Origin of the sequence: Undibacterium sp. RuTC16W (genome assembly GCF_049339445.1) — a bacterium.
Taxonomy (GTDB): domain Bacteria; phylum Pseudomonadota; class Gammaproteobacteria; order Burkholderiales; family Burkholderiaceae_D; genus Undibacterium.
Genome location: NZ_JBMPPE010000001.1, coordinates 612977 through 634172, shown reverse-complemented (window position 1 = coordinate 634172; position 21196 = coordinate 612977). Strand labels below are relative to the sequence as shown.

The window sequence follows — 21196 nt, the reverse complement described above, 5'->3', positions numbered from 1 at the left end:
TAAGACTCCGTAGTCTCCACGTAGTCGGCACGGCGCAATGATGCTAAGCTTGAATATTATGCATAGCAGCATTGCCCGCCCCCCCCAAACACTATGTGCCAGCTACTAGGAATGAATTGCAATACCCCGACCGACATCGTGTTCAGTTTCACGGGCTTTGCCACACGCGGTGGCCGCACCGATGAACACAAAGATGGCTGGGGCATCGCCTTTTTTGAAGGCAATGGCGTGCGCCATTTTGTCGATCATCAGGCGGCTGTCGCGTCACCGATCGCCGAGCTGATCAAGCGTTATCCGATCAAATCCAAAAACGTCATTGCCCATATCCGCAAAGCGACCCAGGGTCAGGTGACGCTGGAAAATTGCCATCCCTTCGTACGTGAATGCTGGGGGCGTTATTGGGTATTTGCCCATAACGGCGACCTGAAAAATTTTACACCCGTACTCGACGGCGCGTATCGCCCTGTCGGCACTACCGATAGCGAACAGGCGTTTTGCTATGTGCTGCAAGAGATGCGTCGCCGGTTCGGTGACGCCTTGCCCTCAATAGCCGAGCTGACCAATTTTCTCCGTATTATTGCGACTGAGATTGCGCAGTACGGCACCTTCAACATGATGCTATCGAATGGCGAGGCACTGTTTGTGCATTGCTCAACCAAGTTACATTACATCGTCAGAAAATATCCGTTTGCCACCGCCAGTCTGTCGGATGAAGAAGTTGCCGTGGATTTTTCTGAGGTCACGACACCGCAAGATCGCGTTGCGGTCATCGTCACGGAGCCACTGACCAATAACGAAACCTGGACGCAGTTCGCGCCGGGCGAACTCCTGGTTTTTGTCGACGGTGATGTCGCCTCTGTTCATTAGTTTCATTCTTAATCTCACTATTGATCCCATCAGATCCCATCATGAGTCACCGTCCCAGCGATCATCTTGATACCAATTTACTGCGCGTTTTGCATACCTTGCTGACCGAGCGCAGTGTCACACGCACGGCGATGAAACTGGGACAGTCACAACCCGCGATTAGTAATATGCTCAAGCGTTTGCGCGAAATCACCGGTGATGCGATTCTGGTGCGCGGTAAAAATGGCATGACGGCAACCGAGCGCGGCGAGGAGTTATTGCTGCTCGCAAAACAGGGCCTGAGTGTTTTAGAAAGCATCGCGCATCCGGCGCCAAGCTTTGTTCCGGCGCAAACGCAAAGAGTGTTTCATCTGGGAGCACCGGATTATCTGAGCGTCTTGCTGATCCCTCTCATCATGGAAAAAATCCGGGGTCAGGCACCGCATGCAGGATTGGTGATTCACTCACTTAATGCCGGATTTGATTACGCGTCGGCATTAGAAACCGGCGAGCTCGATTGCGTGATCGGTAACTGGCCAGAACAACCACCGCACCTGCATCTTGCACATTTATTTGAAGATGAGTTGGTCTGCATGGTTAATCATCAGCATCCGATTGTGAAAAAAGGACTGTCGCTCAAATACTATCTGGAGATGCCACATCTGGCACCGACGCCCTACATGATGGGACACCGCAGCATCATCGACAGCGCTCTGGCAGAGCAGGGTTTAAAGCGCCATATTCAAATGACGATTCCGTATTTTGGTATGGTGCCGGACGTGCTGGCGCGTACCGACTTGATCTTCACCACGAGTCGCAGTTTTGCCATGCATTTTGTCGGGCAATATCCGATTGCGGTGTTGCCGATGCCAGTTGAGATGCCCAAAATGCGCTTCTTCATGCTCTGGCATGAGCGTTCGCATGCCGCGACCGAAGTGCAGTGGCTGCGGCGGATTGTGGCAGATGCATCGCGGGAGGCGATGGGGGCGACCTCTGTGGGATCTGCAGCATCCGCTTAAGCCATCGTGATCTTTGGGCGCTGATGCGCGGATGCTCGATGCAACAAGTCTGAGGTGGCTCTGTAGCCGCTTATTTTTTCCTTTCCCGTGTGCGAGAGAGGAACCGAGGGCGGTCGATTGAACGGACGTTTTCAAACGGAATCAGGTCAGTTCTTGGCATCACTGACCTGCACTGATCCTACAGTCGTTTACAAGCTAACCGCCAATTCCGCCCCTTCTTTAATCGCTCGCTTCGCATCGAGTTCAGACGCCAGTGCCGCGCCACCAATTTTATGAAAACGCGGACCCTGCTCAGCGACGTTGTCCGGCATCAGTTCTGTCAGTGACTCTTGTCCTGCGCACAGGATAACGTTGTCAACCTCGAGTAGGCGCGCCTCACCGCCAACCGTGATATGCAAGCCCTGATCGTCGATTTTGACGTACTCAACGCCCGCCATCATTTCCACACCGTTACGTTGCAAAGTCGCGCGATGTACCCAGCCGGAGGTCTTACCTAAACCAGCACCTACCTTGGTGGCTTTACGCTGTAGCAGATAAATCTGGCGGTACGGATGTGTCGGTTCCGGTGCGATCAGTCCGCCATTGCTTTGTGCTTGCGGGTCAACACCCCATTCGGCGAACCAGTGTGGCAAAGGAACAGGTAAGGTGATGGCGGGATCGTGCAGCAAGTATTCGCCAACGTCAAAGCCGATACCGCCTGCACCGATAATCGCGACGCGTTTGCCGACCGTTTTTTTGTGTAGTAGGACGTCGATGTAGGATAAGACTTTAGGATGATTGACGCCGTCGAGTTTTGGCGTGCGCGGCACGATGCCGGTGGCGACGATAACGTCGTCGAAACCTTGTGTCAGTAATTGCTCTCGGCTGACGCGCTGATTTAACTGGAGCTTGACGCCGGTTGAGGCGATTTTTTTACCGAAGTAGCGCAGTGTTTCAGCAAATTCTTCTTTACCAGGGATTTGCATGGCGATTTTAAATTGACCGCCGATACTGTCGCTGCTGTCGAACAGGGTGACGTCGTGCCCGCATTCTGCGGCAACGGTGGCGGCAGACAAGCCTGCAGGGCCTGCACCGATGACGGCAACGCGTTTACGCTTCGTAGTTTTGATGTAACGTAATTCAGTCTCGTGTCCGGCGCGCGGATTGACCAGACAAGAGGCGCGTTTATTCGAGAAGGTGTGATCAAGGCAGGCCTGGTTGCAGGCGATGCAGGTGTTGATTTCATCAGCACGACCAGCGGCGGCTTTATTCACGAATTCCGGGTCGGCCAAAAACGGTCGCGCCATGGAGACCATGTCGGCGTCGCCACGCGCAATGATGGCTTCGCCCTGATCCGGCATATTGATGCGGTTGGATGCGACGACTGGAATCGATACGGCTTTTTTCAAGCGGCCCGCAACGCTGGCAAATGCGGCGCGAGGGACCGATGTGACGATCGTTGGTACGCGTGCTTCGTGCCAGCCGATGCCGGTATTGAGAATCGTGACACCGGCTTGCTCCAGTGCCTGTGCGACTTCGACCACTTCTTGCCAGCTATTGCCGCCTTCGACCAGATCAAGAATCGAGTGGCGATACATGATGATGAAATTGCTGCCAACAGCAGCGCGTACCCGGCGCACGATGTCGACTGGCAGACGCATACGATTTTCAATGCTGCCACCCCAGCGATCCTTGCGCAGGTTGGTGCGGGCACATAGAAATTGATTGAGCAGATAGCCTTCGCTGCCCATGATCTCTACGCCGTCGTAGCCGGATTTTTGGGCGAGCCGGGCGCAGCGCACATATGAGCGTATGGTGCTTTCAATGCCGCTTTCGGTCAGCGCTTTGGGTTGAAACATCGAAATTGGTGATTTTTTGGCAGAGGCTGACACCACGAAAGGCTGGTAACCATAGCGACCTGAATGCAGGATTTGCATCACGATCTTGCCGCCTTCTTCATGTACGGCGCGGGTGACTTTTTTGTGGTTCCAGATATCGCCCAAGCTATTCATCGTGCCGCCAAAGGGCAGTAGCCAGCCGCGCCGGTTGGGCGAAATACCCCCGGTGACAATCAGGCCAGCACCACCGCGCGCTCTTTCACGAAAATATTCAGCGAGTTTAGGATAGTTATAAAACCGGTCCTCCAGTCCCGTGTGCATGGATCCCATGATGGTGCGGTTGCGCAGGGTGGTGAAGCCGAGATCCAGCGGGGCGAGCAGCTTGGGGTAGTGTTGGTTTGGCATCATATCGCTCAGAGTGGTTGTGTGGGGCAAGAATACACAAGAGCGGCTGATTGTGGATAGGTTACGGATAGGTTGCGCACTCTAATACGACAGTCCTTGTTGAAGCGATGTCCGTTTTATCACCTTATGCCTCTCTTTTTATTAGAGATTTACACATACTCCCCTATTAATTGAATCAAATAGGGTTTTATCCGCAATAATTATAAGGAGGTTTAAAAAATACTCTTCTTGAGTATCTATTTTGCGAATAGTGTACGCCTTGTTATGGCGGTTAATGCGGCGGAGCCTGAGCTCTCACCGTTTACTTCGCGCATAGAAATAAAAAAACGCCACGAAGGTGGCGTTTTTTATGTGTGCATCGCAGCAGAGCTATTTATCTGACTAATTGATCGCCAGACAGGCCTGCATCTACCAGCAGATTTACTCTGTTGTGCTGGCAGATTTTGCTTTAGGTGCAGTTGCTGTTTCAGTTTTTGGCTCTGTCGTTGTTTTTGCGATAACCGTTTTTGGTGTTGCAAACCAGGCGAATTCTTCACCGCCGATTTGTTCGCCAGCAGCACGTGCCTGTGCCAGTTCAGCGACGACTTCAGCACGGGTTTTGGTGGATGTTGGTGTAGTGTCAGCAGCAAAAGCGGCGCCAGTTGTCAAAGCGATCAGGCTAGCAGCAGCAAAAATTTGTTTAGCGTTCATGGTCATTCTCCAGAAAATTAATAATAAAGGGCGGTTTAGCCGGCGTCCGCATCAGGTATTCAATTTGCATGAGAAGTGAGATGCCATCACTTCCGATGCCAACTGCAATACGCCTTCGGATTCGGCATCGATGGGCTGTTTATGTTGCACTGCACACCGATGAAAGCAGTGTAGGCTTTTCGGATTGAACAAAAAAGGTGGTAATCAGGAATATACTATTGCTGAATGTGGAATAATAAAGGACTTGAAATATGGACAGACTGCAATCCATGCGGATCTTTTCTAAGGTCGTCGAGCAAGGCAGCTTCGCCAGAGCGGCGATTGCGATGGAAATGTCAAATGCCGTGGTGACCCGCTATATGGCGGATCTGGAGACGCATCTGGGTACGCGGCTGCTGAACCGGACAACCCGCAAGCTGTCTCTGACCGAGACTGGACAGATTTATCTGGAGCGTGTGCGGCAAATTTTGGCTGACATTGACGATGCCGACGCAGTTGCCTCATATTCTGCAAAAAAGCCTAGTGGTACTTTGCGTATCTATTCGCATCCGAGTTTTGGCCGAAGCCAGCTCGCTCCGCTGATCCCTAAATTTGCCAAAGAATTTCCCGATATCATTCTCGACGTGCGTGTCACGGATAGAAATATCGATCTGGTCGAGGAGGGGATTGATGTAGGATTTTTCCTCGATCTGCAAAAAATCGACAGCAGCATGATCGCCCGCAAACTGGTGACGTCGGAAGTGCTGCTGTGTGCCTCACCGGACTACATCAAAAAATACGGCGCACCTAAAAATGCCGAAGATGTCTCGAATCATAAATGCCTGAATTTTGGCTATGATTTTATGCGTGATAACTGGGCAGTCCAGGGCATCCGCGGGCAGCCAGCATCGCCCAAGCAGATCCCGATTCATAGCTGCGTCATCTCCAACAACGCGGATATCCTCAGAGAATGTGCAATAGCTGGCATGGGTTTGGTATTGCGCCCGTCAGTTATGCTTGGCGATGATCTCAGCAGTGGTCGTCTGGTGCGCTTATTTCCAGAGTTTCTTTTGGGCGAAGTATCGATCTCCATGGTTTACCCAAGCCGCCGCTTGTTGTCGGCCAAAGTAAGAAATTTCGTGAATTTTATTTCTGCAAATTATCCGCATCCCGATATAGACGCCTGGCTGGCTAAAGCGTCCGCATGACTAAAACGACACCGTTTTATCAGCTTGAATGCCGCACCCGGCGTGTCTTCTTTGAAGATGCACAAATTGTTTATCTCAATCGGCGCAGCGATAGTGAAATGACGTTCGGCAGCATTTTGCAAACGCTCAATAGTATCTGCATCTACCTGCGCAAGGGAGTCACTCAGCGTCATGTGAAAACGATAGGCTTCTTCGGTATAAGGATAGCCCCAGCGCAACAACAACTCTTCATGCCGGTGAGTTAAGCGGGATTGCCGGCGACGCTGTAATTCAGCATTCGTCATTGCGGCGCGCAGGGGATCAACGTGTACGACGCAGGCTTGCGCCAGCGCAGCGATCTCATCCTGTTGTTCGTCCGCCTGAATCGCTAAAAAATCTCCCAGCATATGCAGACGGGGATGCGCAACAGTGATTGCACCTGCATGCTCACAAAATAGCGCAAGCCGAGCAAAAAGATCCTGTTCGCTTGTTCCTGCAACGAGCCGGAATGGCGCTTTCATCGTGGCATGAAATCCGTACCGCCGTGCGCTGGCAGTGAGTTCATTGAACCGATACGGGGGAATCTGATTTATTTCTGGCTGCGCGAGTGAATTGCCAGTTTCCACATCCCGGCCCAGCCAGGAATTACCGGCACTGAACCAGGGCGATTGCCGCTCAGGGCTGAAATACACAGCATAACGAGAAGTTAATTCGGTAGTCATTGGCGCATGCTATGCTTTTGAACAAAATATTTATATAACAAACAGGACTGACGCAATATGCGCCCAGCCAGGCGCTGGCATGTTGCCAGAGTGGTTCTGCTTCAGCTCTATAGAACTTATCTGAGAATCAACCTGAGCCTGTACCAGGCTTCCTGGCGGGTTCCAGATTTTTATAGGCTGACCTGTACCCGCGTAAATCGATGACCAGAACACTATGATACACACCGTACGCAACGCCAGGATCGTTACTGTCAATGAAGAATTTTTAGGCCAGATGTCCTATGAGGATGGCTGCATTCATGATGTCGCCTCAGATCATCAGGGACTGACGGGCACTGATTGGGGCGGCGATTATCTCTTGCCTGGTCTGGTTGAGATTCATACCGATAATCTCGAAAAACATCTGATGCCGCGACCTAAAGTCAGCTGGCCGATTTTGCCTGCCATCGCTGCACATGACGCGCAGATTGCGGCGTCCGGCATCACGACGGTGCTCGATGCGATCGCTGTCGGTGATATTGATACTGACAGTATGCGGATGAAAACACTGCATGCCAGTATCGCCGGACTACGCACTGCTGCCGACGCAGGCATGCTGCGTGCAGATCATTTTTTACATTTACGACTGGAGTTGGCTGAGCCGGAGTTGATTTCCCTGTTCAGCCCATTTTTAAAAGATGACCGTCTAAAGCTGGTGTCACTGATGGACCATACGCCGGGTCAGCGCCAATGGACAGATATGCATCATTACCGCGTCTATGTCACAGGTAAACGTGGCTGGAGCAATGAAAAGGTCGACGGCATGCTCGATCATTTGCTTGAGCGGCAGCAAACAAATGCAGCGGCCAATCGGCGCGAGGTCGTACGCCTCTGCCGCGAATCCACACCCCCCATTCCTCTTGCAACGCATGATGACACTACGATAGAGCATGTCAGCGAAGGTGTCGGAGAGGGCGTCACCATGTCTGAATTCCCCACCACCATAGATGCCGCCAGAGCCGCACATCAGCACAAACTAAAAATCATCATGGGCGCACCCAACGTCGTCCGCGGCGGCTCACATTCAGGCAACGTCTCCGCTTTAGAGCTGGCCAAACACGGTTTACTCGATGTTTTATCCTCAGATTACGTCCCCGCTAGCCTGCTGCACGCCGCATTTTTATTGCAAAGCCAAGGGTTTTCGCTATCCAGAGCCATTGCCACAGTAGCAAGTAATCCCGCGACCTTATTGGGTTTGCATGATCGTGGTGATATTGCAAACGGTTTAAGAGCTGATTTTATCCGGGTGAGATTGATTGAGAACTTCCCGGTAATTTTGGGGGTGTGGAAGGCTGGACGGCAGATTGCTTGAATGCATTACCGATGAAAAAGAGGTTTCACTTATTCATTTAGCGACACATTAAATTGTAACGATCGGTCAGCAAATATCGCACCAATATTGTGCAAAAACACGAATTTTTTCGCTTTAGTATGCCTGCTTTATTCAGCCAATTGGATTATGCCGAATCAAGAAAAAGTTTCCTTTAGTTAAAAAAATAGTCCGATGAACATGAATGTTCTGTATTTGTACGTCTGGTGAAATTAAATTCAACTTATTTAGACGAATGAAAATTAAATTTTGTCTATAGTCCTAAAAATTATATGCAAGTTGAATTTTTGCACTGCACAAAAAGAATGCGGATGCTTTAAGTTCGGCACTATTTGATCTTTTATCTTGTTGTTTTTTGGTTATACGGAAATCAAGCGTTCATTGACAGTCATATTGAGGAAATGGTTCCATGCTGTATCAAGTTTTTTGATACACAAATTTTCATGTGTTGTAAAAAACCTTGGGACCATTTGCAAATCTTTACACAACAAAGAATCTGCGTTTGATAGATCAATCTCCACACCTTTTCAGGGAGTTAAGCAATGACAAAAGAAAAAATTCTGTCTCGATCAGTCAGAATGATATTCGCGAGCGGCGTAGCAGCAGGTATGGGCTTTGCTGCCCAACCAGCATTCTCACAAGAAGCAGCCCCACAACGCGTTGAAATTACTGGTTCATCAATTAAACGTATCGCTGTTGAAGGTGCTTTGCCAGTACAAACACTTTCAAAAGCGCAAATTGAACAAAGTGGTGCAACAACAGTTGCCGACTTAGTTGCTTCATTGCCTTCTATGCAAGGTTTTGTTACAGCTTCAACATCGATCAATGGTGGTGGCGGTGGTGTGCAAACAGCCTCTATCCATGCGATCGGTACTAGCTACACTCTTGTGTTGCTAAACGGTCACCGGATTGCCCCTTACAGCACAGGTTCAGCAGTTAATCTGGCAAGTATTCCTTTATCAGCTGTTGAGCGCGTAGAGATCTTGACCGACGGTGCATCTGCTTTGTACGGATCAGATGCTATTGCTGGTGTAGTCAACTTCATTCTGAAGAAGAACCAACAAGATTTGAACTTGGAAGTAACTTACAGCACACCTGAGACCTCAGCTAAAGGTGCAACATCCAATGTTGCAATATCTAAAGGCTTTGGCGATCTGGAAAAAGACGGTTACAACGTTTTACTCGCATATAGCCACGACGAACAAACTGAGTTAGATGCAAGTGATCGCGCGTTCAGTGCGAATGGCGGCGTTCAAAAATTCATGAACAACGGTCAACAATACTCGTTGTATCAGACTAGTGGCAATTCGATTCCAGCTAACGTTACCGTAAAAGGTTCTGGTTTTTCGAAATCGTTTAACCCTGCATTTGTTACGACTGGTGCATGCCCAGCACCAAATACATTCAACGTCGGTAACTCTTGTCGTTATAATTTTGCTAGCACCGTTGAAGCTTTGCCTCAGTTGAAACGTGATGGTTTCTTGGGTTTGTTGAATTACAAAATAAACGATAGTACAAGTTTTTATGCAGAAGCTTTGTACTCCAAGTTCACAAGTACAGCACGCTTTGCTCCGCCAGCGCAGCCATTGGGCGTAGATATCAACAGTGCGTTGTATCAGACTTATATTGTTCCAGCAATTGTTAAACTCGGTGTAGATCCCACAAAAGTAACGTCATCCACGATGAATCTTCGTCTAGTTGATGCTGGTGGCCGTACTGACGGATGGGAAACTAACGCAAAACATGTTGTGCTCGGTCTAGAGGGTAACCTGAAAGGTGTGGACTACAATCTGTCATACACGCATTCAGAAAATAAATCTGTTGATAACGCAGTTGCCGGTTATACCAGCGGTGATAAGTTGGCCGCGTTGTTTGCATCTGGTGCATATAATCCATTTATCGCACCAACTGCTACTACTAAAGCCGCTTTGGCGCCAGCAGTGTTGCATCAAGTTCTGGACGAAACTGTTTCGAAACTTGATGTATTGAGCGCACGCGGGTCAATGGAACTCTTCAAAGCACCAGGTGGTATTTCTCAATTGGGTTTTGGTGCCGATTTTTCTAAACAAAATTATGCAGATAGCCCAAGCGCGATTGCTCAAGGCCCTAACAGCCTGCAACCAAACTGGACAGATACAAATGTCGGTGGTGGCACTGGTGCATTGCCTTTCGACACATCACGCAATAGCTGGGGCGCTTTCGGCGAATTATTAGTTCCAGTAATCAAAAATCTGGATGTAACAGCCGCTGTTCGTTATGACAGCTATGACGCAGCAAAAAACAGCAAAAACTTTGATACGGCAGGTAATTTGATTGCACCTGCAACGCAAGGTAACAAAGCGAGTTCATCCACATATAAATTAGCGGTTGCTTATCGCCCGGTCGATGAAGTGTTATTGCGTGGTTCCTATGGCACAGGTTTCAAAGCACCGTCTTTGTCCAACATCACTAGTCCATTGTCAAATGGTGGATCTTCTAACTTCCATCCTTGCCCAATTACTTCGGGTCCTTTGCTGCCATTGTGTAATGGCACAGCGGAATACGGTCTGTTGACAGGCGGCAATCCATTTACTGGGGATGCTGGCCTGAAACCTGAAAAATCGACACAGTCAACGATAGGTTTCCGCGTCGAACCGACAAAGAGTTTATCTATTGGTTTCGATTTGTGGGATGTTAAGCTGAAAGATCAGATCGCCACGTTGCCTGAGAGTTTGGTATTTGACAATCCTAAAACTTATGCAGGATTGTTCTCTTCTTACTACGATCCTATCCAAAAGCAAAACGTTTTGGTGGCGGCGTTGACTCCATTCAACATTGCTAGTTCACACTATCAAGGTATTGACTGGGATCACACATTTACGACAGCAACGTCATTTGGTAAAGTCGCTTTGAACTGGACTGGTACTTACATGCTTAAAGCTGAACAAGCTGTTCCAGGTTCTGATGTCGAAAAGAGTGTCGGTCGTTTTGATGCGTACAACAATGTAGTATTTCGTGTGATTTCTAAACTTGCAGCGACATGGAAACCATCCGCGACATACACGCATACATTAACTGCGAATTATCATTCCGGTTACCACGATGCGCCAATTACAGCTGATGATGGCGCTGTTCGTAAAGTCAATGCTGATGGCACATTGGGTGATTACGTAGATTCAGTGCGTGATGTTAAATCTTACACAGTGTTCGATTGGCAGACAAAAGCGAGACTGACCAAAAGCTTTACTTTAACTGGCGGTATCAAAAATCTATTTAATGTAGACCCACCGTTCTCACAACGTATTAACGGTGGTGGTAATCAATTGGGTTACGATGGTCGCTACACAGATCCTTTGGGACGTCAATTCTACTTAGTTGGTAACTATAAGTTCTAATAAGTATTACTAAAGTATCAGTACAACAAAAACGCTCAGAGAAATCTGAGCGTTTTTTTATCGGAGTCCCATTCGTTAAATTTCTCCTTGCATTACATACAGTGATCAACATTAAGAAAGATGGATAAATAAAATATATTTATGCACCAAATGAAAGCATAAATATTTTCATTGTTTTTTTATACTCAATTCTTATGTAAATTTCATTAATTAATTCATAAAAACAAACTGATCGATAAAATTTTTTAGAAGCTTTTTTAAAAGTACAAAAATATAATTTTGCTGATGGCGATATCAAAAGAATTTATGCGTAAAAACAATAATTCTTATATATCTAAAGTAATAATTTGTTGTGGTGCACAAAAATAATGCTTTCCTTGATTCCCTAATTTTAGTTGGAAAACAGTGGTGTTGTTTTTTTGTGAATCAGAGAAAACCCAGTATTGACACCCATATGCTCAAGATGTTTCCATGCGAGATGAGTATTTTTTGACAGAATAATTTACATAAATAAGATCGTAAAAACGACCTTATTTACATTGAATTACAAAAGAAACACTTATTTTTAGTGTTGTATATCGTTTCTGGAAGAGGTATTCGTAAGGAGGGTGTTGGTTTTAGTATGGGTTTGCCCGTCATGCAGTTGTAATAATGATCAGTTTTATCGGCGCGACGTTGTGCAACGCTTTATTGATTTACATAATTAGGAAATCACATGTCCAAGAAAAATCTTGTGTTTAGAAAAACGCTAGTCGCGCATGCGCTGACTGTAGCGTTTGGTGTTGGTGTATTGTCTGTTGGTGTTGTGCCTAATGCAATGGCGCAATCCAATACTGTTGGTACAGTATTCGGTAAAGTTGTTGCCGGTTCTGCGACATCTGTTGTTTTGAAAAACACAGACACAAACTTAACTCGTACTATCGCAATCGATGCTACTGGTAAATTTCAAGGTACAGCATTACCTGCGGGTCACTACAAAGCTACATTGATGAAGGACTCTACAGTTCTGGCAAATGCCGAACTGGATGTATTCGCTGGTCAAGGTGTTGAGCCTGATTTTGGTGCTGCTGCAAACGCAGGTGTGCAATCGATTGAGGTTTCTGCTCGTCGTAGTCGCATTGACGTGTCTACTGCAACCAACGGTGCTACATTTACGGCTAAAGAATTGGCAAAATTACCAGTGGCTCGTAACGTAGAGGCAATCGTACAGTTGGCTCCTAACACAACACGTGGTGATCCTACTTATGCTGCTGGTGCTAGCTTTGCAGGTGGTGGTGCATCTGAAAATGCATACTACATCAATGGCTTTCCTGTCACAAATCCATTAACACAACTTGGCGCATCTGAATTGCCGTTTGGTGCAATTGCTCAGGCTGACGTGTTGGTTGGCGGCTTCGGTGCTGAGTTTGGTCGCTCCGTGGGTGGGGTAGTCAATATTACTGGTAAGAGCGGTACAAACAATTGGGAGGTTGGTGCGATGGCATCGATTACGCCTAATGCTTTGCGTGCTACACCATTAGATTACTACTATCCTATTATTGGCGCTTCCAATACCAAGACGACCGATGGTACTTTGCGCTTCCGCCGCCAAGACAACTCAACAGAACAAAAGCAAATTGGCGCTTATGTTGGTGGACCAATTATCAAAGATAAGTTGTTCATGTTCTTAGCTGCTGAAGCTACGACAACGGATTTTTCTGGTGTTTTCAACGGTAGAACGTCTACGACAAATGCTGTGAACGGTTGGCAAGAGCAAAAAACTAAACTGAACCGCTACTATTCCAAATTTGACTGGAATATTACTGACGACCACCGCTTGGAATTGACGGCTTTAGGTGATTTGCCAAAAGTAGATAATAAATATTATTCATACGACTACACTACTCGTGCGGTTGGCTCAAAAGTTAATTCATCTGATCACCAAGAAAACAATGGCGCAAATGGTGGTGAGGTTCAGATCCTGAAATACACAGGTAATTTGACAGACAACCTGACTTTGACTGCATCTTATGGACAAAGCAAGGCGACGCATATTTATTTGCCAGCTGGATATAACGCCAGTGTGTTCCAAGTTACCGCAGATGCGAATAACCAAGTTCCAGGTTTGAACTACGCTAGTCCGCAAGGTTTTTCAGGTAATCTGCCATTTTCAGGGTCTACTGATACTGTTAAAGCATTCCGTCTGGATTTGGAGTACAAGTTAGGACAGCATACAATTCGTGGTGGTCTGGATAACAATTCCATGACATCCTTGAATGCAGGTGATGCGTCTGCTGGTGGTGGTAACTGGACGTATCTGAAATCTACTACACCAAATCTCCCAACATCAGTTGCAGGTGGAACAGTGCCAGCGTTGACACCGTATGGTGGCTTAGCTGCTCAAGGTTACTATGTTGAAAAAATCTTGAGTTCTACAGTATCTAATGCATATGCAGATCAAGCAGCGCAGTATATTGAAGATCGTTATCAAATCACAAAAAATGTCTTGTTGACTTTGGGTCTGCGTAATGAGCAGTTCTCCAACTCAAACCAAGATAAAGTGAAGTACATTGAAATGAAAAACCAATTAGCACCGCGTTTCAGTGCTGCTTGGGACGTCAATGGCGATTCTTCTATGAAAGTATTTGGTAGCGCAGGTCGTTACGCTGTTCAAATGCCTACAGTCGTTGCTTTGCGTGGTGCAAACGGTTCTTTGAACACAAATCAATACTTTGCGTACACAGGAACTGATGCTAATGGCACGCCAACTGGCTTGACACAATTGACTAATGTTTTGTCTGCGAACAATGAGTATGGCCAAGCTAAAGATCCAAAAGTGATCACAGCAACAGGTTTGAAACCAAGTTTCCAGGACGAGATTACATTGGGTTTCGAAAAAGCTTACTCAGCTAATTTGAACTTTGGTGCAAAAGTTACTTACCGTACATTGCGTTCAACAATTGATGACTTCTGTGATCAACGTCCGTTTGATAAATGGGCTGCTCGCAACAACGTCGATACATCAAATTGGAATGGCTTCGGTTGTGCATCATTTAACCCTGGTGAGGCTAATGATTTCTTAGTCGATTTTAACGATGCAAACCCAGCAACTGCTCGTAAATCATATACCAAGGTCCATTTGTCGGCTGAGGATTTAGGCTTTGAAAAAGCTGAACGTAAATACACTGCATTAGATTTGTTTGCAGAACATCCATACCGTAATGGTTGGTATGGTAAGGTCAACTACACATGGTCGCGCAGTACAGGTAATACAGAAGGTCAAACTTTGTCTGATACAAACACTGGACAAGCTGACGTTGCTGCTACTCAGACATGGGACTACCGTGAGTTGATGCTGTACGCAAATGGTTTGCTGCCAAATGATCGTACTCATCAGGTTAAAGCCTATGGCTTTTATGATTTGACACCTGAGTGGACTGTTGGTGGTAATTTGTTGTTAGCCGCAGGTCGTCCACGTTCATGTTTGGGTAGTAATCCTACTCCGGCAGATTCTCCAAACTACAATTCTGCTTCCCACTATTGCTTTGGTGTCACTGGTACACAAAACGTTCCAACACCACGTGGCACAGTAGGTCACCTAGAATGGGATCGTCGTCTGGATATGAACGTTGTCTACAAGCCAGCGTTCGTCAAAGGCTTGTCTTTGAAGCTTGACGTATTTAACGTATTTGATGCGCAAACCGTACAAAAAGTGGTTGAGCGTTATAATACCGCAAACGTACGTTATGCAATCTACGAAGGTGTATTGAGCTATTCCGCACCACGTAGCGCAAAACTGACAGCTGAATACAACTACAAGTTCTAATCCTATAGAATTATGTTAGTTGAGCACATCACATTCTTTATATGATGTGCCAGTTAGAAACTTAAAAAGCCCCGGACTTCCGGGGCTTTTTTTATAAATACTGATTTTTCTAGGCTTTACAATGTCCGGTTATCATGTGAAGTACGCCGGAGAATCACTTTATTAAATTGGTAAAAACATTTAAGTTCGTCGTTACTGTATTGACTTTTGTTCTGTATATCGTCGCCGCAATTTACGGCTTTTAGTCACCCGAACTTGAACAACGCACCAAACCTACGCCGTTAATGCAAAACCAAATTAACGCCACTTACTTTCTCACATGCACTTGCTTACCAGCCGCATAGGTGCTGATTATCTGGCGATCATCGCCTAAAAGTGCTAGTGCGAATAACAATTCCTCCAGTGAATTACATTGTGATGTGCGGCGGGCCATTAGTGGTGTTGCCTGCGGATCGAGTACGACGAAATCGGCTTCTTTATTTACCGTAAAATTACCAATACATCCGTCTAACCGCATGCTGCGGGCGGCGCCCAGTGTCGCCAGATAAAACATCCTTGTGGCGGATAAGTGATGTCCCCCCATGCGAGCTACTTTATAGGCTTCATTCATGGTTTGCAGCATGGAGAATGAGGTGCCTCCCCCAACATCCGTTGCCAATGACAAGAGGACTTTGTCTTGCTCTGCTGCTGTAAAGTCAAACAAGCCGCTGCCCAGAAACAGATTTGATGTCGGACACAGCGCCACTGCGGAACGGGTGGCGGACATGCGCGCCCGGTCTTCATTGTCGAGCCAGATGCAATGGCCGTACATCGCACGTTCTCGCATTAGGCCATAGCGATCATAGATGTCGAGATAGCTGCGCGCCTGCGGAAACAGACTTCTCGCCCAGGTACATTCGTCGCGGTTTTCTGCGACATGGGTTTGTATGAACGTGTCTGGATAGGAGGCGGCTAACTCGCCGGCAAGTTGCATCTGTGCTTCACTGGAGGTCGGTGCGAAACGCGGTGTGATTGCGTACAGTTGGCGACCTTTGTTATGCCATTTATGAATTAATGCTTCGCTATCGCGTATGCCGCCTTCTGCTGTATCGCGTAAAAACTCCGAACAATTCCGGTCCATCAATACCTTGCCTGCAATCATGCGTAAATTACGAGATGAGCTGGCTTCAAAAAAAGCATCGACAGATTCAGGATGCACGGTGCAATACACCATTGCTGTCGTGGTGCCGCAACGGAGCAGCTCGTCGAGAAAAAATTCTGCTACTTCACCGGCGTGATGACGGTCCTGAAATCGTCGTTCAGCCGGAAATGTATATTGCTCCAGCCATGGCAACAGTCCGGATGCGGGCGATCCTATGACGTCGGTCTGAGGGTAATGAATATGACTGTCGATAAAGCCAGGCATGATGATCTTGCCGGGGAAATGCTGCACTACGACGTCATTAGCCAAGGTCGGCTTTAGCATTGCGTAATCACCTGCGGCCTGGATTCGTCCATCACAAACGATCAGCAATCCATCTTCACACCATTGCGTCGCCTGATCACTCAGCAGGGGATCGTCAATAAAATGCAGCAGACTGGCGCGATAGGCTTGCGGCTTTGTTGGTAACTGTAAATGCATAATGTGTACTTTGAATCCGCCCTGTTCATAAGTCTCTCAGCTCAAAATGGTCTTGAGAGGCGCATGAAACCTGCGGAATTGATATGGAAATGTTTAAAAATATTATGTAACCGCATCGTGTGATTGATTGCGTACCGATAATAAACTCTCAGAAACCGATAGAGAAAAATCACAATAATACAGAGCTAGCTTCTACTTTTTCTCCATCACGAATATCCAGACGAGGCTCGCAACAGCAGGCGTGATGGAAAGCGGAGTTACACGCGAATGGCGTCGATGGCCTTTAATATCGCCTCGCAAGTTGCCGGTGCCTGTAAAGGCGGATTACGTTGATAACCGGCTACACTGGCTATCGCGTCACGGATCGCAAAAAACACGGAAAAGGGTAGCAGCAAGGGAGGCTCTCCCGTTGCTTTTGAGTGATGAATACTGTCTGCAATATTGTGCTTGCCGAATAACTTCACACGGAAATCCTCAGGACAGTCCGAGATCGCCGGAATCTTATATGTTGAAGGCGCATGCGTAGTCAGCTTGCCTTTGGCATCCCAGCATAATTCCTCCGTCGTTAACCAACCCATGCCCTGAATAAAAGCACCTTCGACCTGACCAAGATCAATTGCAGGATTCAGCGAATTTCCTGCATCATAGAGCAGATCTGCGCGCAGTAATTTCCATTCGCCAGTCAGCGTATCGACGATGACCTCAGATACTGCAGCACCGTAGGCATAATACGAAAAAGGATTGCCCGTCATGGTCTTGCTATCCCAATGCAAATGCGGCGTCGCGTAGAAACCATCTGACCATAACTGGACCCGGGCGAGATATGCTTTTTGTACCAGTTCAGCAAAATTGAGTTGGTTGTTTCCAGCGACAACCTGTCCGGAGAAAAACTGAACCTCGTCTGCATTACCACCGAAGAGATTCGATGCGAAGATCGCCAGTCTGTCCCGGATCTGGCGAGCCGCGTGCTGTGCGGCCTTGCCATTCAGGTCAGCACCTGTCGATGCTGCCGTGGCAGACGTGTTGGCAATTTTGCTGGTATCGGTCGCTGTCATTTTTACCTGAGCCAGCGGAATACCGAGTTCATGCGCTACTACCTGTGCCACCTTGGTATGCAAGCCTTGCCCCATTTCAGTACCACCGTGATTGACCAAGACTGAGCCGTCGATGTACACATGAACCAAAGCGCCAGCCTGATTCAGATGGGTGACGTTAAAAGCGATACCAAATTTATGCGGTGTCAGCGCCAGTCCTTTTTTTAGTATCGGACTGTCCTGATTAAACGTCTGAATAGCGGCACGCCGTTCTTGATAGCTGCTGCTTTGCTCTAGTTCGGCGACGATTTCATGAATCACGTTATCAATGACCTTTTGACCGTAATGCGTCGTGTTGCGACCTTCACTGTCGTTGCGGCCATAAAAATTGATCTTGCGAATATCTAAGGCATCTTTGCCGAGATGACGTGCAATGTCATCGATCACATATTCCACCGCGATTGCACCTTGCGGGCCGCCAAAACCGCGAAAGGCCGTGTTCGACTGTGTGTTCGTTTTACCGCAGAGCGCCTTGATGTCGACGTCCGATAAATAATACGCATTATCGAAATGGCAGACCGCACGCGTAGCAACCGGGCCTGATAAGTCCGCGGAAAACCCGGCGCGCAACACCATCTCGATCCTGGCTGCCAGGATCAAGCCCTGCTCATCGTAGCCGATCTCATATTCATAATAAAACTCATGACGCTTGCCTGTCACCATCATGTCGTCATCACGATCGGCGCGTAGTTTGACCGGGACTTGCAAGTGCATTGCACAGAGTGCGGCACTGGCTGCCCATAAGGCAGATTGCGATTCTTTACCGCCAAAACCACCGCCCATACGCCGGCATTCGACTTGCACCTGGTGCGAAGGAATCGCCAGCGCATGTGCCACCACGTGTTGCATTTCACTCGGATGCTGAGTCGAACAATAGACTTGCATTGCCTTTGCTTCTTTTGGCAAGGCGTAGGCGATTTGCCCTTCGAGATAAAACTGCTCCTGACCGCCGACTTGCAACTGACCTTGCAAGCGATGCGGAGCGCTGTTCATCGCTTGTTGTGCATTCCCTCGTTGCAACGACATCGGCGGCAGCACAAATGACTGTGCGGCACGTGCATCCTGTGGCGTCAGAATCGCGGGCAAATCTTCGTAGACGATCACTGCCTTACGTGCTGCGCGCCTTGCCAGGTCGTGCGTGCTGGCGACAACAACGAAGATCGGTTGACCCACATAGGCAACGACGCCGTCGGCCAGAATCGGATCGTCATGCAAGATGGGGCCGCAATCATTCATACCGGGAAAATCGCTGGCAGTGAACACTGCCACTACGCCCTCAGTCGATTTTACTGGTGTCAGATCGAGGGCAATAATTTTTGCATGTGCTCTTTGTGATAAGCCCAGTGCCGCGTGCAATGTGCCGTGTACTTCGGGGATGTCGTCGGTATATGTCGCCGTACCGCAAACATGCAGGATCGCAGATTCATGCGGATGTGCTCGTCCCACTTCTTTCCATTCTGTTGCCAGTGTTGATGCATTCATGTCTGTGAGCGAGTTCATCGATGGGCTCCTTCACGGGCGAGATCAGGTGCGGCAAATACATCGAGAGCAGCTTTTGGCAGTGGTGCATGAGGACGAGTTTCCAGCCAAAATCTGCGTAAGAGATTTTGTGCTGTTGTCATCCGGTATTCGCTGGAGGCGCGCATATCGGACAGCGGTGCGTAATCTTGTACCAGTGCAGTCATTGCCTTGAGCAGATTTACTTCATCCCAGATGTGATTTTCCAGACAGGCTTCTGCTGCAGGGGCTCGTTTCGGTGTTGCCGCCATGCCGCCAAACGCGATTCGTACATTGCTTAAGCGGCCATCTTTTAATTCAGCGGAGAATGCAGCGCACACTGCTGAGATATCCTGGTCAAAACGCTTGGCGAGTTTGTATGTACGGAAAATCTGTTGCGCTGATGGCAAAGGCAATTCGATCGCCGTCACCATCTCATCCGCACGTAAATCTTTCTTTTGGTAGCCAAGATAAAAGTCTTCTAAAGGCAAGCTGCGCTGTCCGGATAAACTGCTTAAGATGATCCGGGCGCTAAGAACGATGAGCCAGGGCATGGAGTCGCCGATCGGTGATCCGTTTGCTACATTCCCGCCTAATGTTCCGATATGACGGATAGGCAAGGAGGCAAAGCGTTGCCAGAGATCGTTTAGCTGAGGATAGTAATTTGTCGCCGCCTGATAGGCGTCATCAAGCGGGACCGTGGCACCGATATTCAATACATTGTCTTTAACAGATATTTGCTGTAGTTCCGCGACTTCGCCGAGATAAATAATGTCATTCAGCTCGCGTAACTGCTTGGTCACCCACAGGCCGATATCGGTCGCGCCTGCCAGCAGCACAGCATCAGGTCGGGCTGCACGTAAGGAGAGTAAGCTTGTCAGCGTCTGCGGGGCATCAAAGCGCTGATCCCGGTATTGGTATGATAAAGCCTGTTCTCTTTGCAGTTCGCGTAATGTCTGGCTTAAGGCATCACGATCAAAATTTTGTTTTGGCAGTTTAGCCATTTGATGAGCGGCATCGATGATCGGACGGTAGCCTGTGCAACGACATAAATTTCCGCTTAAGGCGATATCGATTTTTTTACGATCCAGCGGCATTGTGTCGATATCACGATTTGTTGTGGTATCTGTTATTCCGGTGTCCACTTCTCTTAAGTACAAATCCCACAGAGACATCACGAAGCCGGGCGTACAAAAGCCGCATTGCGATCCGTGGCAATCTACCATCGCTTGCTGAACCGGATGAAGCGATCCTGCGTTACTCAAATCTTCAACGGTGAAAACAGCTTTGCCATCCAGGGTCGGTAGAAACTGCAGGCATGCGTTCACTGATTTCATCTGTAATTGGTCTTGTTTTAATTCCCCGACAACGACCGTGCAAGCACCGCAATCGCCCTCTGCACAACCTTCTTTAGTACCGGTGCAATGCAGGTCTTCACGTAAGTATTGCAATAAAGTTTGTGTCGGTGCTGCATCACTCACTTGATGTTTTTTGCCGCGCAAATAAAAGTGAATTAGGTCCGGCATGATTGCTCCAACAATATTTTTTTTCAGAGTGTTGCTTCGCTGCGAAAATTGGCACAAAATTGCCAAAAATCTCAGCACCATTTTGACATTTAAGAGATTATCACTCATGCATTACCTTGCCATATCAGAACGATGATGCACGGTATCAATTGATCTGCATCAGGCCACCGGCAGCAAACAAAATTTTGTAATGCCGTTATATCGGACGCGATAGTTCTATTGCTTGATTTGAGGGCACATATTTG

12 protein-coding genes are annotated in these 21196 nt (G+C 47.9%); 6 read left to right on the top strand and 6 right to left on the bottom strand.

What is annotated here, in order from left to right:
* Window positions 1-93 precede the first annotated feature (93 nt).
* Both ACO0K4_RS02795 and ACO0K4_RS02790 read left to right on the top strand, forming a co-directional pair.
* A complete protein-coding gene (locus tag ACO0K4_RS02795) occupies window positions 94-867 on the top strand; it encodes a class II glutamine amidotransferase (RefSeq protein ID WP_422955072.1) in 774 nt (257 codons plus the stop codon).
* 41 nt (window positions 868-908) lie between these two features.
* A complete protein-coding gene (locus ACO0K4_RS02790; RefSeq protein WP_422955071.1) occupies window positions 909-1865 on the top strand; it encodes a LysR family transcriptional regulator in 957 nt (318 codons plus the stop codon).
* A gap of 188 nt (window positions 1866-2053) precedes the next feature.
* On the opposite strand, the gene ACO0K4_RS02785 is transcribed toward ACO0K4_RS02790, so the two are convergent.
* Window positions 2054-4087, bottom strand: a complete 2034-nt coding sequence (locus tag ACO0K4_RS02785; protein WP_422955424.1) for an FAD-dependent oxidoreductase — start codon at window positions 4085-4087, stop codon at window positions 2054-2056.
* A 420-nt stretch (window positions 4088-4507) separates the two neighbouring features.
* Window positions 4508-4777 carry a DUF4148 domain-containing protein gene (locus ACO0K4_RS02780; RefSeq protein WP_422955070.1) on the bottom strand — a complete coding sequence of 90 codons (270 nt, stop codon included), beginning with the start codon at window positions 4775-4777 and terminating at the stop codon, window positions 4508-4510.
* Between the two features lie 251 nt (window positions 4778-5028).
* On the opposite strand from ACO0K4_RS02780, the gene ACO0K4_RS02775 reads away from it, so the two are divergent.
* Window positions 5029-5964, top strand: coding sequence for a LysR family transcriptional regulator (locus ACO0K4_RS02775; RefSeq protein ID WP_422955069.1), 936 nt, complete (start codon window positions 5029-5031; stop codon window positions 5962-5964).
* Here the strand turns inward: ACO0K4_RS02775 and ACO0K4_RS02770 are convergent.
* Entirely contained in the window at window positions 5916-6665 is a 750-nt protein-coding gene (locus tag ACO0K4_RS02770) for a DUF1045 domain-containing protein (protein ID WP_422955068.1), read from the bottom strand. The genes ACO0K4_RS02775 and ACO0K4_RS02770 overlap by 49 nt on opposite strands.
* 214 nt (window positions 6666-6879) lie before the next feature.
* Here ACO0K4_RS02770 and ACO0K4_RS02765 point away from each other — a divergent pair, with 214 nt between their 5' ends.
* The 3 genes from ACO0K4_RS02765 to ACO0K4_RS02755 all read left to right on the top strand — a co-directional run bounded on the left by ACO0K4_RS02765 (window position 6880) and on the right by ACO0K4_RS02755 (window position 15213).
* Window positions 6880-8016 (top strand): alpha-D-ribose 1-methylphosphonate 5-triphosphate diphosphatase, encoded by a 1137-nt coding sequence (locus ACO0K4_RS02765; protein ID WP_422955067.1) that lies wholly within the window; start codon window positions 6880-6882, stop codon window positions 8014-8016.
* Window positions 8017-8576: 560 nt separating this feature from the next.
* Window positions 8577-11408, top strand: a complete 2832-nt coding sequence (locus ACO0K4_RS02760; protein WP_422955066.1) for a TonB-dependent receptor domain-containing protein — start codon at window positions 8577-8579, stop codon at window positions 11406-11408.
* 715 nt (window positions 11409-12123) lie between these two features.
* On the top strand, window positions 12124-15213 hold the full coding sequence (locus ACO0K4_RS02755) for a TonB-dependent receptor (protein WP_422955065.1): 3090 nt from the start codon (window positions 12124-12126) through the stop codon (window positions 15211-15213).
* A gap of 307 nt (window positions 15214-15520) precedes the next feature.
* On the opposite strand, the gene guaD is transcribed toward ACO0K4_RS02755, so the two are convergent.
* From guaD to xdhA, 3 genes are all read right to left on the bottom strand, one after another.
* Window positions 15521-16834, bottom strand: a complete 1314-nt coding sequence (gene guaD, locus ACO0K4_RS02750; protein ID WP_422955064.1) for a guanine deaminase — start codon at window positions 16832-16834, stop codon at window positions 15521-15523.
* A gap of 257 nt (window positions 16835-17091) precedes the next feature.
* The gene (xdhB, locus tag ACO0K4_RS02745; protein WP_422955063.1) at window positions 17092-19428 is read right to left on the bottom strand and encodes a xanthine dehydrogenase molybdopterin binding subunit; all 2337 of its coding nucleotides are present in this window, start codon (window positions 19426-19428) and stop codon (window positions 17092-17094) included.
* Window positions 19425-20951, bottom strand: a complete 1527-nt coding sequence (gene xdhA / locus ACO0K4_RS02740) for a xanthine dehydrogenase small subunit (RefSeq protein WP_422955062.1) — start codon at window positions 20949-20951, stop codon at window positions 19425-19427. Before xdhA ends, xdhB begins: the two co-directional genes overlap by 4 nt.
* Between the last annotated feature and the right edge of the window lie 245 nt (window positions 20952-21196).

Bases quoted from the DNA above. Each gene is read 5' to 3' on its own strand.
- ACO0K4_RS02795 (WP_422955072.1), top strand. From the start codon at position 94: ATGTGCCAGCTACTAGGAATGAATTGCAATACCCCGACCGACATCGTG.
- ACO0K4_RS02790 (WP_422955071.1), top strand. From the start codon at position 909: ATGAGTCACCGTCCCAGCGATCATCTTGATACCAATTTACTGCGCGTT.
- ACO0K4_RS02785 (WP_422955424.1), bottom strand. From the start codon at position 4,087: ATGCCAAACCAACACTACCCCAAGCTGCTCGCCCCGCTGGATCTCGGC.
- ACO0K4_RS02780 (WP_422955070.1), bottom strand. From the start codon at position 4,777: ATGAACGCTAAACAAATTTTTGCTGCTGCTAGCCTGATCGCTTTGACA.
- ACO0K4_RS02775 (WP_422955069.1), top strand. From the start codon at position 5,029: ATGGACAGACTGCAATCCATGCGGATCTTTTCTAAGGTCGTCGAGCAA.
- ACO0K4_RS02770 (WP_422955068.1), bottom strand. From the start codon at position 6,665: ATGACTACCGAATTAACTTCTCGTTATGCTGTGTATTTCAGCCCTGAG.
- ACO0K4_RS02765 (WP_422955067.1), top strand. From the start codon at position 6,880: ATGATACACACCGTACGCAACGCCAGGATCGTTACTGTCAATGAAGAA.
- ACO0K4_RS02760 (WP_422955066.1), top strand. From the start codon at position 8,577: ATGACAAAAGAAAAAATTCTGTCTCGATCAGTCAGAATGATATTCGCG.
- ACO0K4_RS02755 (WP_422955065.1), top strand. From the start codon at position 12,124: ATGTCCAAGAAAAATCTTGTGTTTAGAAAAACGCTAGTCGCGCATGCG.
- guaD (WP_422955064.1), bottom strand. From the start codon at position 16,834: ATGCATTTACAGTTACCAACAAAGCCGCAAGCCTATCGCGCCAGTCTG.
- xdhB (WP_422955063.1), bottom strand. From the start codon at position 19,428: ATGAACTCGCTCACAGACATGAATGCATCAACACTGGCAACAGAATGG.
- xdhA (WP_422955062.1), bottom strand. From the start codon at position 20,951: ATGCCGGACCTAATTCACTTTTATTTGCGCGGCAAAAAACATCAAGTG.